At 40.8% G+C, this 15,387-nt stretch carries 11 protein-coding genes; 5 read left to right on the forward strand and 6 right to left on the reverse strand.

Translation table 11 applies throughout. The features are described 5' to 3' along the window. Positions 1–148: 148 nt before the first annotated feature. The 6 genes from H6G18_RS10310 to H6G18_RS10335 form a co-directional block, all read right to left on the reverse strand. Positions 149–1,690: an iron uptake porin gene (locus H6G18_RS10310; protein ID WP_190407011.1), complete on the reverse strand. Its 1,542-nt coding sequence runs from the start codon at positions 1,688–1,690 to the stop codon at positions 149–151. A 75-nt stretch (positions 1,691–1,765) separates the two neighbouring features. Further along, positions 1,766–2,767, reverse strand: a complete 1,002-nt coding sequence (locus H6G18_RS10315) for a phosphotransferase family protein (protein WP_190407012.1) — start codon at positions 2,765–2,767, stop codon at positions 1,766–1,768. Positions 2,768–2,813: 46 nt separating this feature from the next. Then, the gene (locus H6G18_RS10320; RefSeq protein ID WP_190407013.1) at positions 2,814–4,616 is read right to left on the reverse strand and encodes an ABC transporter ATP-binding protein; all 1,803 of its coding nucleotides are present in this window, start codon (positions 4,614–4,616) and stop codon (positions 2,814–2,816) included. Next, entirely contained in the window at positions 4,617–5,777 is a 1,161-nt protein-coding gene (locus tag H6G18_RS25195; protein ID WP_190407014.1) for a glycosyltransferase family 4 protein, read from the reverse strand. Positions 5,778–5,919: 142 nt separating this feature from the next. Beyond that, complete coding sequence (locus H6G18_RS10330; RefSeq protein ID WP_190407015.1) at positions 5,920–7,182, reverse strand: glycosyltransferase; 1,263 nt, start codon at positions 7,180–7,182, stop codon at positions 5,920–5,922. A 95-nt stretch (positions 7,183–7,277) separates the two neighbouring features. Then, positions 7,278–8,564, reverse strand: coding sequence for a glycosyltransferase family protein (locus tag H6G18_RS10335; RefSeq protein WP_190407016.1), 1,287 nt, complete (start codon positions 8,562–8,564; stop codon positions 7,278–7,280). Positions 8,565–9,046: 482 nt separating this feature from the next. Here H6G18_RS10335 and H6G18_RS10340 point away from each other — a divergent pair, with 482 nt between their 5' ends. The 5 genes from H6G18_RS10340 to H6G18_RS10360 are packed head-to-tail and all read left to right on the forward strand — an operon-like array spanning position 9,047 to position 15,385. Beyond that, positions 9,047–10,267, forward strand: coding sequence for a glycosyltransferase family protein (locus tag H6G18_RS10340; RefSeq protein WP_190407017.1), 1,221 nt, complete (start codon positions 9,047–9,049; stop codon positions 10,265–10,267). Continuing rightward, positions 10,233–11,477 carry a glycosyltransferase family protein gene (locus H6G18_RS10345; protein ID WP_190407018.1) on the forward strand — a complete coding sequence of 415 codons (1,245 nt, stop codon included), beginning with the start codon at positions 10,233–10,235 and terminating at the stop codon, positions 11,475–11,477. The genes H6G18_RS10340 and H6G18_RS10345 overlap by 35 nt, the downstream gene beginning before the upstream one ends. Before the next feature lie 43 nt (positions 11,478–11,520). Then, positions 11,521–13,368, forward strand: coding sequence for an ABC transporter ATP-binding protein (locus H6G18_RS10350; RefSeq protein WP_190407019.1), 1,848 nt, complete (start codon positions 11,521–11,523; stop codon positions 13,366–13,368). Next, positions 13,352–14,077: a histidine phosphatase family protein gene (locus H6G18_RS10355; protein WP_190407020.1), complete on the forward strand. Its 726-nt coding sequence runs from the start codon at positions 13,352–13,354 to the stop codon at positions 14,075–14,077. Before H6G18_RS10350 ends, H6G18_RS10355 begins: the two co-directional genes overlap by 17 nt. A gap of 15 nt (positions 14,078–14,092) precedes the next feature. Further along, on the forward strand, positions 14,093–15,385 hold the full coding sequence (locus tag H6G18_RS10360) for a colanic acid biosynthesis glycosyltransferase WcaL (protein ID WP_190407021.1): 1,293 nt from the start codon (positions 14,093–14,095) through the stop codon (positions 15,383–15,385). The last annotated feature ends 2 nt before the right edge of the window (positions 15,386–15,387 follow it).

A 15,387-nucleotide genomic window follows, 5' to 3' on the forward strand; every position in this document is an offset into this window, starting at 1 on the left:
GTAATGAGTAATGAGTAATGAGTAATGAGTAATGAGTAATGAGTAATGAGTAATGAGTAATGAGTAATGAGTAATGAGTAATGAGTAATGAGTAATGAGTAATGAGTGATATATCTCGACTCCTCAGACTTCTTCCACTTACTGATACTTAGAAGGTAAAAGTTGTCCGAACTGTACCAATATAAATTTTGTCATTACTATTATTATGTTCTGGGTTCGTGATGAGAAATAACCCTGGAGTTATTGCCAGATTATCTGTGATTTGCAGGTGGTAAAAAGCTTCTATATGTAAAGATGTATCCTCATCTTCAAAGGCATCACCGAAACTATTATGATTCACTTTAGGTGGTTGACCTACCACAAATCCAGCAAAACTACCTTCTTTGCCAATATCTCTAAGAGTTAGTAGTAACGCCCATGTAGAGATGACAGCATTTGGGTTTGCGGGTAAATCTTCTGCTTTTGCATCAATCAAACCAACTCGCCCTCCCAGGGTGATAGTTGGGTTAATTTGCCAAGCAGCTTCTGCACCAAAGGAATTAGCTGTAATTGCATCTGCTTGATTATTAAACGGATTGCCGGTTAATTCGCTGCCGGTTCCCGTATTTACATTATTGTAAGAGTAGATATAGGTAACACTGAGTGCTGTGTTTTTGGTAGGTTCAAGGGTGAGTTGAGCGATGGCGCCATGAGGACTAGCAAAAATTCCTCTCTCTGGATCAGCTGCATCGTTAGTGACGTATCCTAACGAGAAATTGAGAGAGTCATTGAAATTATGAGAAATGCCGATACCTGCACCCCCACCTTGTCGGCGAATCGGATTTTCTCGTCCAAATGTGGAAATTGAGCCGTCTCCACTACCGCTAAAAAGAGGATTGACACTAGGTACAAAATCACCTAATCCTCCTCCCAAAGCATATAAAGTTATACGAGTCTGCTTACTTAGGGGGAATTTATAATCTATCTCATCTACTTCCACCTCATTATCATCGTCACCATCAAATCCCAAATTAGCCATTTGAGTTCCGGTAACATCTGCTAATTCTGGTGTATTTCGACCTTGCAAGCGTACTTGTAATTGGTCTTTACCAGTAACACTAGTCTCTAAGCTGAGACGGACGCGATCGCTAAATGCTAAATTCTCATTTATTGGCTTGGTTCTACTGTTGGCTTTTTTCCCACCAGCGACTCCAGTCACAGCAAAAATAATCTCTCCCTCTAACTCAACTTGGGGTGAAAACTGTTGTATTTCTAATGCAGCCACTTCTTTTTCTAATAAATCTATGCGGTTGCTAAAAGTTGCTAACTCTGCCGAAAATTTTGTTTTTAATTGTTGAATATTAGTTAAGGTTATTCGATTAATTTTGTCAATTTTACCCTGATTAATTAGCTTATTTATGTGTGTAATACAAGTATGGAATTTACTAGCAAAGTCATATCTAGTCAGGGTTTGATTATTAGTATTATCCTGGATAGCACAATCATATTGCTCAATCAATGCTTGTAGTGTTTGAAATGCCCAACTTTCAGGAGTAATATCCGACAACTGAGAAACTGATGTGATTTTATGAAATTTATTATTTTCTTCTTCTACTGGAATAGTTGTTGCGCTAACTTTAGTTATACTACTCAAAAAAATGGAAATGATTAAACCAATTAGGTGCATTTCCTTCCCAACAATCAAACCCATCAATCTTATCTCCTGAAAATCAGCAATTTGATTCACTAAATTTATAATTACGTTAGTGTAGCGGAGCCTTTTTTATTACGAATTACAAATTACATTAAGTCGCTGTTCGCATAGATGTAATAATCTTTCTGTAAAAAGACGACGTTCAATAAATAGAGTGCTGATATGAATATGTCGGACTAAAGTTAGAGTAGTATAAGCTTCAATTGCAGGTAAAAATTCATCGCCTGTAAGCTGAATGAATCTTGTAGTTAGAATATTTGCATACTCTTGTAATGCTTGGGAATTACCAAAGGTACGCAAGCTGTATTCTTGCAGATGAGCAATGAAATTACCGATATCAACTGCTGGATTACCTATACAATATAAATCTAGGTCAATGAGATACAAACGAGAATTATTAATAATCACTTGATCATGATAAAAATCACGATGAATACCACAGCATTTTAATTCTGATGTCTTTTCTCCTAAATCATCACTTGCTGCTAATATGCGTTTTAAACGTGCTTGCCATTGTGGATATTGTTCCATAACTAATGGAATCCGTTCATGCAAAATTCTTAATTCATCTGACATCGTATGAGAACGACGAGGAATAATATTAACTTGATGCAATTTATAAGCAGCTTCAGCAATTAATTTTGCAGGTAAAATACCGTTAGCTTGAGATAGTAATTGAGTAGCAGTCACCCCTTCAACCTTACGCTGCAACCACATTTGCCATTCAGGAATTATCCCTACAGGTTCAGGTACAGAAATTCCATCAGGACTATCATCAGCAAATCCCGATTCCCATAGAGATTTCTGTAACTCATAACTATGAAAATCCGTTCCCTTCGCCCTCACCTTACCAATCAGCGTAATAATTTCCCCGGCATTATTAATCAACTCATATTCAATCAAACAACGCCGCCCCAACTTATGACGAATTACCCGGACATTCTGCACACGACAATTTTTAGCTATGTCCAAACACCCCTCAAAACACTCCTCCACCCGCACCCGATCAACCGCATCCGCCAAAAAAGGCATCTTCTCATCACTAAAACCCATACTCAGCGTACCTCCGCGCATACCTCCGCGCCCCTCTGCGTTAAAAAAACTCTCTTATCTCCCCTCTCTAAACCCTCAAAGAAGCCTGCACCTCATACAAAGCCGCATAACGCCCATTTTTGTGCATCAACTCCACATGAGAACCTTGTTCCACCACCCGCCCATTTTCCAAATAAACAATCATATCTGCACGAGTAGCAAAATCAAGATCATGAGTAATCAAAAAAGTTGTGCGATTTTGTGACAACCTTTGCAGCGCATCAATCACAGCCTTCTCACTACCCTTATCTAACCCCGTAGTAGGTTCATCTAAAATCAGGATAGGAGCTTGACGAATAGCAGCACGAGCGATCGCAATCCGTTGTCTTTGTCCCCCAGAAAGAGTCGCGCCTCTTTCCCCAACAATAGTGTCATATCCTTGCGGTAAAGCTTGGATAAAATCATGAGCATGAGCTAAACGCGCCGCCTCTTCAATTTCCGCATCAGACACCCCAGCAATGCCGTAGGCAATGTTTTCTTTAATACTTGCAGCGAATAAAAGACTATCTTGCAAAACTACACTAATTTGCGGACGTAATGATGCCAATGTGTATTCTCGAATATCCCGCCCATCAATCATCACCCGCCCGGATGTAGGATCATAAAGCCGTAATAATAAACTCACTAACGTCGATTTACCACCACCAGAAGTCCCCACAATTGCTACTTGCTGTCCCGATTGAATGTTTAAATTGATATCTTCTAGTAGGACTTGTCCTGAGTCATAAGCAAAGTGGACGTGATCAAAACTTACCGCACCCCGTAAAATTGGTGCTGGGATGGCATCCGGTGCATCAAAGATATCAGGTTTTTGATTTAACACATCTAAAATACGCTCACCAGAAGCCGCAGCTTTAGCTAGTCGTCCCGTGTATTTAGCGAAGTTCTGCACTGGCTTAAAGGCATTCTTGAGGTAGGTAAGGAATACCAACACATCCCCAGGGGTTAAAGCATCACGCAACGCCAACCAAGAGCCATACCATAAAACGATCGCTGTTCCCATTGCAATTACAGCATCAACGGTACGTTCCAAGTGAGCCGCCAGCCGTTGGGTTTTAACGCTTTCTTTCAAACTACTCTGATTTTGTTGAGCAAATACTCGCGCAAAAGCATCCTGTAGGGAAAGGGCTTTTATTAATTTAATCGCAGCTATAGATTCAGCCGCAGTCGCCGCCACAGCACCTTCTTGTTGACGTTGTTTTAATGAGGAATCTTTGATGCGCTGGCTGAGTCGGTTAGTAACTAACCAAAAGAACGGTAATGTGATGAGTGATAGCAGAGTGAGGCTACGATTCATCCAAAACATCACCCCAATCATGCCAAATAGAGAGAGAATGCTCACTATTAGCGGTAAAGCTGCCGTAATCATAATCTCTTGGAGACGGCTAGCATCGCTACTGACACGGATAATTAAATCACCACTACGGGCTTTGGTGTGATAAGCCAAAGATAAATTTTGCAGATGACAATATAAATGATTCCGCACTTTCGCCATGACTCGGCTACCGACTATGGCTAATCCCACGGTACTCCAATAAGCAGCAAGGGCGCGTAAGCCTGTGATAAGTAAGACTGCAACGGCTGAGAATGTCAGTAATGTGATTGGTTCTAAACCAGCAATCACGGGAATACTATTGAGCCTTTCGCCACGCAGGAGAACGTAATCAAAGACAAACTTGAGCGGCCAAGGTTCTAATACTCGGAATCCGACATCTGCAATTAAGGCGATCGCCGAAACTAAAAGTAGTCCATACTGGGGACGAATATCAGGCCAGAAATAAGCCAGCACTCCCCACAAACCGGGAACAGCTGATTTTTTGGGTTTTGGCATTTATCGTTTCACCTCCATCGGTAATGAAGAGGCTATATGCAGAATTTGCCCTGCGATCGCATCCCAAGTATGATTTGCTATGACAGTTTTACGTGCCGCCTGTCCTAAACTATGACGGAGAGTAGGCGATCGCCATAATTGTTCTAAAGTGTCAGCTAAGGCGATCGCATCACCAGGAGGGCAAAGCATACCATTCACCCCTGGATCAATCAAGTCTGTCAATTGCCCAATCTGACTAACAACTACAGGCAAACCAGCCGCCATATATTCATACACTTTCAACGGTGAGAAGTAAAAATCAGCTTGTGCGGCGTAGGGTGCAACAGCCACATCCATTGCAGCTAATAATTGGGGAATTTCATCAGGATTCACCGCACCTGTAAATTGAGTATGAGCATCTAATCCCCGTGTAGCTAATTCAGCTTCCAGATTCTCTCGTTCCGGGCCATCACCAACAATCAAAAGTTTGGCGTTGGGAACACGTTGATGCAGTAAACTGAAAGCTTCCGTCAGGATTGGCAATCCATGCCAAGGTTTCAAACTACCGACAAATCCCACTGTAAAACTTTCTCGTTGACTTGCCGAACGCAGATTAGAAAAGCGGTGAGGATTGACACCATTAGGGATGACATGAACTTTGCTACTATCCACATAATCCAGCAAGTAAGTTTTCACTGCATCAGAAACCGCAATCAATGCTGTAGCGGCTGAGAACACCCGACTAGCCACAGTTTCCGCACTTTGACGATCAATCAAACCCCGATGCTGTGCCTGTTCGATAATCAGAGGCGAATTCACCTCCAACAAACCAGGGATTCCCATAGCTTGGGCATATTCCATCGCGCCATAACTCCAAAGAGAATAACGCTCATAAATCAAATCAAAAGAGCCGAATTTCTCCAAATTTAAACGTAAATCAGGATTACTGGCTAAAGCAACCTGCTCTCGCACCGCCCGTTCTAGCTTGGGAATAGGTGGAAGTTGATGTACTACCACATCAGCCAAATCCGCCGGTAACTCTCCCCCAATCCGAGTAGCAAACAATGTAACTTGTCCACCTTGCCCGATTAAAGCTCGGATTACCTCCTGCACATGAATAGAGCATCCCTTCTGCCCAAATACAGGTATACCAGGATCAGCACAAATATAAGCAACTCTCACCCTTCACACCTCCTAATACCAATTCAAAATTCAAAATAAAGAAAGCCTGATATCACAAGGGTTTGAGAATGTGTATCTATTCTTTTTAATTGGTATAAACCCTCTGATACTCCTCTGCGCCTCTGCGCGACGGACACTTTGCTCAAGTCGGGAGACCCGCCCACGCAAGTGTCCTCCTCTGCGTGAGAAATAACTCCTTTAAAACCGCCGTATTACGATGAATATCAAACTCAGATTCAATTAATTCCCTAGCCTGAGTTGACAACCTCACCCTTAAAGCAGAATCTGTCAGGAGTTGCCCAAGAGCATTGGCTAACTGCTCCGCATCATATTGCCCGACAATCAACCCAGTCTCTCCATCCCGTACCAATTCAGGAATACCCGTCACATCCGTACTCACACAGGGAGTTCCCAAAGCCATAGCTTCCAGCAAAACTGTAGGTAATCCATCCCGATTACCATCTTTGCCAATCACATAAGGCGCAGCAAACACAGCAGCTTGTTGTACTAATTGAAACACATCATTTTGGGGACGCGGGCCGATAATTTCCACACAAGATTGCAGTCCCAAATCTATAATTTGCCGCCGCAAGGTAAATTCTAAAGAACCAGTACCGACAATTTGACACTGAAACTCATAATTTTTCTGCTTGAGAATCGCACAAGCATCAATTAAAACAGATAGCCCTTTCTTCTCAATTAACCGACCGACTGAGATAATTAATGGCGGACGTTCAGCCGGCGAAGAATATTGTAATTGTCGTAAATCTAACCCGTTATAGATGCGTTGGACTTGGTTTGCGGCTAGGTTATATGTCTTGTGCAGATATTCGACATTATAATCACTCACAGTTACCACACTAGCCGCATCCTGTAACTTACATTGCATATCCGCAAATTCCACGCTTTCATGAAAGATATCTTTAGCGTGAGCCGTGAAGGTATAGGGAATGCCTGTAAAGTGAGATGCTAGGCGAGCGACACTAGTTGCTACAGTGCCAAAATGAGCGTGTAAATGAGTAATGCCTTTGAGTTTTACTTCTCGTGCTAACCATGCAGCTTGGTAGACAGTGCTGGCTTTTTCACCTTGAGCAAATGCCAATTTTGACCAAAAATCAGGGATAACTTGACTGGCTTCTTGTAATTCTGCCCAGAAATAACTAGCGGCTGTAGGTGCGAGGCTATTAAGTGAGTCGCTCACCCGACCTTGAATTGGTTTGCGAATGTAAGTTACAGGCGCACGTACCTGGGAAATAATATTTTGAAAGTGCGTGTCTGATGGTGGTCTTAAAGCGAAAATTTTGATATCTAAGCCAGCCGCTTCATGAGCCAGAATTTCATTGACAACAAAGGTTTCAGAATAGCGAGGATAACGTTTGAGAACATAAGCAACAGACATGGACATAATTTCGTAATACCTTTCGGGACGCAAGCTACGTAATTCGTAATTCGTAATTGAGGAGGTGGGATTTTTGCTTTTGACAAATGACTGATGACTTTTCAAGAAGCTTGTGGTGGTGCTTGATGAGCAGACATGAGGATTTCATCGACGAATTGGGGAATGCGGGTAAGTCCTTGGAGATCGACGAAATTACGGACTTGTGGTGGCTTAATCTCCAGTTTTAGCCAGTTGGTTAATGCCGCAGGTGTTAGTTGATTTGGGTGCAATACATCAATTAAGCTAAGTTTTTGTAATCTTTCAGCCCGGATTAATTGTTCCTTTCGGGGTTTGACGCGGGGTATAATCAGCGATCGCTTGCCAAATGACAACAATTCACAGGTGGTATTGTAACCACCCATCGCAATCACGCGCTCGGCTTGATGTAGTAACATTGTCGGCTCGGCTAAATATTCCAACACGCGCAAATTGTCACGTTGGGCTGCATAGTTGTGGAGTTTTTGCCTAACTTCTCGCGGCATAAAGGGGCCTGTCAAGATTATACCGTTCATCTGGGGTGGTAGTTCAGCATGAGCGAATGTTTCTGCTAAACGCGCTCCATCTTGTCCGCCTCCCATTAAGCACAATACTAAGCGTTCAGATGGCAGATTGAGGGATTTAAATGCTTGAACGCTATCTACATCCAGATGTTTTAGTCGGCTGCGTTGGTCAAGATAGCCTGTGTAGCGGAATTTGGCAACGGTTTTTGGCTGGAGGTGATATTCTTTGGCTAGGTCATAGATGTTGCGATCGCCATACACCCAAACTTGATCATAGTATGTTTGAATAGCCTCTTCATTAGCAGCTCGTTTCCAATCTCGACGCACGGAAGCAGGTTCATCTAAGATATCCCGTAAACCTAGAATGCAGAGAGTTTTCCCTTCTCTACGCAAGTAGTCTAAGGTGGGGTCTAGTTCTTTGACTGCTCCTCGCGGTACATTATCCACAATGAAAATATCAGGTTTAAATGTTTTGATGGTTGTGAGGATAACTTGCGATCGCAGTGTAATAATTTCCTGCAATGATAGATGCAATTTTCGTGCCTGATATTGCCCATCAATGTTTTTGTGCAGAGCCGGGAGTGTCAAACAATCCACCCCTGGTGGTGTTGGTAGATTGCTGGCATCTTGAATGCCGCTAATCATTAAAATATCAGTTTGTAGGGGTGAAGATCCTAAGGTTTGAGTAATTAACAAATTACGGCGTTTGTGTCCTAGCCCCATTGTGTCGTGGGAATATAAAGCAATGCGCCACTTACGAGTATTGCTAGATAAACTACTAACCTCTGAAGATACGACGCTAGCCGATGTTCGTGTTATTTCTTCAGAGTGGGGTAACAATTTGTTCATTTGCACTCCTTAATTTTTCCCACGGTCTCTAATACCGTTCTTATCTAGCAATCCGATATGATTCATGAGGAAACACTATCTTCGTGGAGTTTAGTAAAGTCCAAATTTTGACAAATAGAGCCTGAATGTCTCTTACTTAGTTTGCCTCCTAATGATAAGTAAGCTACTATTGATTTCAGTTTAACCTTAACTTAAAGTAAGTTTAATCAAAGCTTCATGAGAAGATAATGAAGGAAACATGAGAAAGTTCTCATGAAACCAGTGCCGGATATCAAAAATCATCTCTTCACTTCATGTAAAAAAGTTGATATACACCTTTTCTGGACTGGAAAAATACTGCTGAATATGCTCAAAAGTTTGATGAGAAACTTCTCATGCAAATTTCATGAAAAACTCATATAAATAAGTGATTATATGTACTGGTAAGAGAACATCAAACGGGTGTTTCTGCTATGTGTATTCCAACTTAATGGGTAACAATTATGCGAATGTTGGTATATTCCCATGACGCATACGGACTCGGTAACATCCGCAGAATGTTAGCTATCTGCGAACATCTATTGCAAGAAATTCCGGGAATTTCGATATTACTGCTGTCGGGTTCGCCGATGGTACAAGGGTTTCGTTTACCCAAGGGCCTAGACTATATCAAACTTCCTTGCTTAAACAGAGGCTCAACTGGGGAAGTGGCGGTAAAATATCTGGGAATAGGACTTGAAGAGACGGTAAGATTGCGATCGCAGTTAATTCTCTCTGCTGCAATTAACTTTCAACCAGACTTATTTTTGGTAGATAAAAAACCATACGGTGTCAAAAACGAGTTAGCTGATACCATCCATTATTTCCGTCGCCAACTTCCGCAAACCAAACTAGTTTTGTTACTGCGCGATATTCTCGACTCCCCACAAGTAACTGTCGCCGATTGGACAAAAAACGGCTATTATGCAGCTATCGAAAAGTTTTACCATCAAGTTTTAATAGTTGGTACACCAGAAGTTTTTCACACTGTTCAAGAATATGAGTTTTCCCCCAACATCGCCCGAAAATCCCATTACTGCGGATATATAGGACGTAAATCAGGATTAAAATCACCGGAAAATATTAGAAATGAATTACAAGTCTCCCCCGGAGAACGTTTGATTTTAGTAACTCCTGGTGGTGGGGAAGATGGCTATGAATTAGTTGATACTTATCTTGGTGCTATTAAATTATTGGCTGAAGCAAATAGCTACAAAAGTTTGATAATTTATGGTCCAGAAATGCCGCAAACTCAAAAACAACTTATTATGCAAGTGGCAGAAAATAATCCTCAAGTACAAGTGAGGGAATTTACCGATGATTTGATGAGTTATATCCAAGCAGCAGATGCCATAGTTTCAATGGCTGGTTATAACACAGTTTGTGAAATTGTATCTGCAAATAAACCTGCCGTAATTATACCGCGATCGCACCCATCAAAAGAGCAATTAATTCGCGCCCAAAGAATGGCTAAATTAGGTTTGTTTCCGGCAATTAATCCAGGTGAATTGAGTCCTGAAGCCTTGAAGTTTGCCTTGGTTAATCAGTTGCCGATATCCAAATTCAAGTTAAGCATGAACGGCTTGGATAATGTCAAAAAATATCTCTATCAAATGTTAACCCGGACAAATTATCAATGTCTATTTAACTATGAAGAAAATCATGTTTTATTGCCAATACCTTAGTGGTATGGGACATTTAGTTAGAAGCACAGAAATCGTGCGGAATTTGGTTAAATATTTTCAGGTTTATTTTATTGTTGGCGGCCCAAAAATCGTAGGTTTTGAAATGCCTGCCCAAGTAAAATTAATTCAATTACCTGCACTATGGTTAGAAAATGGTAGATTTATAGTTGAGGATGATTACAACAGTGTAGAAGAAGTAAAAGAACTTAGAAAGAATCTCCTGATCTCTGAATTTGATAAAACCAAGCCAGACTATTTAATTACAGAATTCTTCCCCTTTGGTAGACATAAGCTATTGTTTGAATTAGTTCCTCTGGTTGAACATATTAAAACCACAAGTCCTGATACAAAAATTCTTTGTAGTTTACGCGATGTTATCGGTAAAGATAGTAATCAGGAAGAAGAGGAAACCATTTGCTATTTAATGAATCGCTATTTTGATTTATTACTATTTCATGCAGATGCTAGATTTCAGCAATTTTCGGAAACTTTTCCTAGATATAAAGATATCAAAGCTGAAATTATTCATACTGGATTTGTCACTCAGCCTGTAATGAAAAATATCGATGATCATCAATTATGGGGTGAAGTAAATCCGGGAATAAAAAAAATTCTTGTGAGTGTTGGTGGTGGAAGGATTGGCTATGAGCTTTTAAAGACAGTAATAGAGGCGAGTCCAATTTTAGCCAGACAAATTCCTTGTATTATTAAAATATTTACTGGCCCTTTTATGCCAGAAGAAAAGGTAGACCAATTAACACAACTTACTGCTCATCAAGAAAATATTCATATCGAAACATACACCTTACAACTACTGGCTTATATGCAAACGGCAGATATTTCTCTTAGTCTCAGTGGTTATAATACGACAATAAATATTTTAAGTACTGGTGTCCGGGCGATTGTTGTTCCTATTGGGCATGAAAATGAAGATAAGGAACAGTTAATCAGGACACAAAAATTACAGCAGTTGGGAATTTTAGATTATATGTTTGCACAAGATTTAGAAGCATATAATCTGGCAGATAGAATTATTACTTGCTTAAACAAAAATAGAGCTTGGGAAAGTTACCCACAGTTTGATTTGCAGGGTGCGGAGAAAACTGCTGTTTTTCTGAAGAATTTGTCTCACGGAGAGGAGGACACTTGCGCGGGCGGGTTTCCCGAATTGAGCAAAGTGTCTGTCACACATAAGCGCGGAGGAGTTTGAGAAATTGCAGTTTTAATCTATATCAAGTAAGGAGAAGTAGTTAATGGCTCAACGTGCCAAAGAAAAGGAATTAAAAGGTGTGATTCCAGGTATCTCACAGATATTAGAAAAATTCTCGCCTTATATTCGCCAACAAAAAGTTTTAATAACTGGTTCTTTCTTGGCACTTTTATTGGAAACGGGCTTACGTTTACTTGAGCCTTGGCCTTTAAAATTTGTTTTTGATTATATTCTCATACCTGCTCATAATAATACGGTGAATGTTACTAATACTTATGGATTAAGTCCTGTTTTATTATTAACGTTCTCGGCTGTGGCTATTGTGGCGATTTCTGGGGTGGGTAGCGTAGCTGCATACCTCAGCACCTACGGAATGTCTTTGGCTGTAGTGCGGGTGTTGTCGGAGGTACGTGCTAATGTTTTTCATCACTTACAGCATCTTTCTTTATCCTTTCACCAACAATCTAAAAGTGGCGATTTAATCACCCGCGTCACCGCAGATATAGAAAAGATGCGGACTGTGACGGTGAAAACAGCCTTACCTTTATTTACTAATACATTCTCTCTGGTGGGGATGTTGGGAATTATGTTTTGGCTAAATTGGCAGTTGGCGTTAGTGGTGACGGGGATTTTCCCGCTACTCTTATTGTTGACTAGCAATATGATTAGTCGCATTCGCAAGTTTGCGAAAAAGCATCGTGATTCTGAAGGTGTTTTAGCTGCAACTACTGGCGAAACTATTGGTGCAATTAAGATTGTGCAAGTCCTATCTCTTCAGGAAATGTTGCATGATGTTTTTTCGAGGCAAAATCAAAAAAGTTTAGATGAGGCTATCGAATCTCTGCGATTGTCAGCCGCACTAGAAAGGGCTGTACAAATTTTGATGGCGATGATTATTGCTGCGGTGTTGTGGCGGGGTTCTTATGTGGTGCTAAACAAAGAACTTACGCCTGGGGAACTGTTGGTATTTATGACTTATCTCAAAAACGCTTTTGAACCGATGCGGAAACTTTCCAATCAAATCGGACAAATTGCTAAAGCCACAGCTTCCGGGGAACGGGTGGTGGAACTTCTCGACTATGAACCCCACGTTCAAGATTTACCAGGGGCGAAACCAGCCCATCCTTTTTTCGGTGCAGTGAGGTTTGAAAATGTCTTCTTTGGTTATGATACAGGGACTGAAATCTTAAAAGATATTAGCTTTACTGTGCAACCAGGGCAGCAAATTGCTTTGGTTGGGGCTTCTGGAGGCGGTAAGTCAACCCTCCTGAGTTTAATATTACGGCTTTATGATCCAGAAGCAGGGCGAATTTTAATCGATGGTCAAGATATCCGCGAATATACCTTAAATTCTCTGCGTCAGCAAATCAGTGTGGTTTTGCAAGAGAGTGTGTTATTTGCGGTGAGTGTCAGGGAAAATATTGCTTACGGGAAATTGGGCGCTAGTGATAAGGAAGTGGAGAAAGCTGCACGTCTGGCGAATGCTCATGAATTTATCATGAATCTGCCCCAAGGGTACGATACTATTTTGGGCGATCGCGGTGGTACACTATCAGGAGGACAAAGACAAAGAATTGCGATCGCTCGTGCTGCTATACGACAAGCACCAATAGTGATTCTGGATGAACCCACCACAGGTTTAGATAACAAGAGTGAACATACTGTTAATACTGCACTCGCCAAATTAACCGAGGGGCGGACAACATTTGTCATTTCCCACAACCTCAAGGCGGTAGAAAATGCAGATATGATTTTCTACGTCGAGGACGGAAGCATTTTAGAACAAGGTACTCACGCAGAATTGATGCGTTTGAGTGGTTGCTATGCAACCTTGTACCGGATGCAAAGTATTGTCGAACCAGAAGGAGATATCTATGCAGTTGAAGCTTGAGAAATGTCCAGGAACTCGCGTGGTTCTTCTACGCCACGGAGAGAGTACATTTAATGCTTTGGGATTATATCAAGGTAGTAGTGATGAGTCGGTACTAACAGAAGTTGGGCGCAGGGATGCGCGAATCACAGGCGAATTTCTGAAGAGAATAGCATTTGATGCTGTGTATATTAGTTCCTTGAAGCGGGCGCAGGAAACCGCTAAGGAAATTTTAGAGGTAATTTCTGTTCCAGCAAATGCAGTTTTTATCGATGATAGGTTACGGGAAAATGATATGCCTGCTTGGGAAGGTTTAGCGTTTCAATATGTGCGGGAAATCTTTCCAGAAGCTTATCAACTTTGGAAACAGCGTCCTCATGAGTTTTGGATGCGGCTAGATAATGAAACAAGGTTTTATCCTGCTCTTAATTTATATGAACGTGTAAAAGAATTTTGGCATGAGGTACTACCAAATAATGTTGGTAAAACTTTGTTGGTGGTTGCACATGGGGGTACAAATCGGGCTTTAATTGGTACTGCATTGGGGATAATTCCTGAGTTTTATCATTGTTTTCAACAGTCAAATTGTGGAATTAGTATACTCAGATTTACTGATGGCTTGTTAGGTTCTGGACAGTTGGAAGCGATGAATTTGAATAGTCATTTGCATTTTTTTGAGGCAGGAGGGGATTTAGTAACGCAAAGTGTCGCAGAAGTTTGCACCGAGTAAGGCGGAGGTTTAATTATGAAGGTAGGGTTTATTGTTTGGCGGTTTCCTATTTTGTCTGAGGCGTTTATTCTCAATCAAATTACGGGGTTAATTGACCGTGGACATGATGTTTATATTCATCCGGTGAATGGTTTACCAAAAGATTATACGGGGAAAGTGCATCCCCTTGTGGAAGAATATGGGCTAATGAAACGGGCATATTTCCCTCCTAATTTACCCAATAATATTGTTTGGCGTTTTTGTAAAGGTATAGGTTTAATGCTGAAGAATATTCATAAGGGTTCTCTGAAAACTTGGCGATTTTTTATTTCTGGAAAGTATGACAAGGAAGTAGCAACTATCAAAACATTTTATAGAATTGCTGCTTTACTTGAAGATGGCTCTTACGATATTATTCATTGTCAATTTGGTACGTTAGCACCTATTGCTCTTGCCTATCGGGAAGCGGGAATAATTTCGGGTAGATTAATTACGACTTTTCGCGGTGTTGATATTAGTAAATATGTCCAAGACAATGGCATAAATGTTTATGAACAACTCTTTAATGAAGGTGATTTTTTTTTAGCTAATTGTCAGTTTTTTGGCGAACGCGCCATTAATTTAGGCTGTAATCCCCATAAACTTGTAGTTCATGGTTCTGGTTTAGATTGTAGTAAATTCACCTTCAAGCCTCGTTATTTTCCTGTTGATGGTAAAGTAAAGATTGCAACAACAGGAAGATTGGTAGAAAAGAAAGGGATTGAATATGCTATTCGTGCAGTCGCTAGGATAGCTGAATTTTATCCTAATATTGAATACAAAATCATCGGCGATGGGGATTTAAAGGAACAGTTAGAAGAACTAATTGCTGAATTAAATATTAGTCATGTTGTCAAATTATTGGGATGGAAACAACAAACAGAGATTGTAGAAATTCTAGATAATAGTCATATTTTTATCGCGCCTAGTGTGACGGCTACTGATGGTAATCAAGATGCACCAGTCAACACATTAAAAGAAGCAATGGCGATGGGTTTACCTGTGATAAGTACAAGACATGGCGGTATACCTGAATTAGTCGAAGATGGAGTTTCTGGATATTTAGTACCAGAGCGAGATGTGGAGGCGATCGCTGATAAATTAATCTATCTCATCGAACATCCAGAATTGTGGGAAAACATGGGTAAAGCTGGACGTAGGCGTGTTGAAGAGAAATACGATATGAACAAGCTAAATGATGAATTAGTCGAAATTTATCAACAAATGCTGAAATCAGAATTACCTCAAAAAAGTGTGACTAATTTATCCCAAGAATTAACTCGTATTTAAGA

It is taken from the genome of Anabaena subtropica FACHB-260, from assembly GCF_014697105.1.
Classification (GTDB): domain Bacteria; phylum Cyanobacteriota; class Cyanobacteriia; order Cyanobacteriales; family Nostocaceae; genus Trichormus; species Trichormus subtropicus.

Coding starts and splice junctions, on each gene's coding strand:
- H6G18_RS10340 (WP_190407017.1), top strand. CDS start 9,047: ATGCGAATGTTGGTATATTCCCATGACGCATACGGACTCGGTAACATC.
- H6G18_RS10350 (WP_190407019.1), top strand. CDS start 11,521: ATGGCTCAACGTGCCAAAGAAAAGGAATTAAAAGGTGTGATTCCAGGT.
- H6G18_RS10335 (WP_190407016.1), bottom strand. CDS start 8,564: ATGAACAAATTGTTACCCCACTCTGAAGAAATAACACGAACATCGGCT.
- H6G18_RS10330 (WP_190407015.1), bottom strand. CDS start 7,182: ATGTCCATGTCTGTTGCTTATGTTCTCAAACGTTATCCTCGCTATTCT.
- H6G18_RS10310 (WP_190407011.1), bottom strand. CDS start 1,690: ATGGGTTTGATTGTTGGGAAGGAAATGCACCTAATTGGTTTAATCATT.
- H6G18_RS10320 (WP_190407013.1), bottom strand. CDS start 4,616: ATGCCAAAACCCAAAAAATCAGCTGTTCCCGGTTTGTGGGGAGTGCTG.
- H6G18_RS10360 (WP_190407021.1), top strand. CDS start 14,093: ATGAAGGTAGGGTTTATTGTTTGGCGGTTTCCTATTTTGTCTGAGGCG.
- H6G18_RS10315 (WP_190407012.1), bottom strand. CDS start 2,767: ATGCGCGGAGGTACGCTGAGTATGGGTTTTAGTGATGAGAAGATGCCT.
- H6G18_RS10345 (WP_190407018.1), top strand. CDS start 10,233: ATGAAGAAAATCATGTTTTATTGCCAATACCTTAGTGGTATGGGACAT.
- H6G18_RS10355 (WP_190407020.1), top strand. CDS start 13,352: ATGCAGTTGAAGCTTGAGAAATGTCCAGGAACTCGCGTGGTTCTTCTA.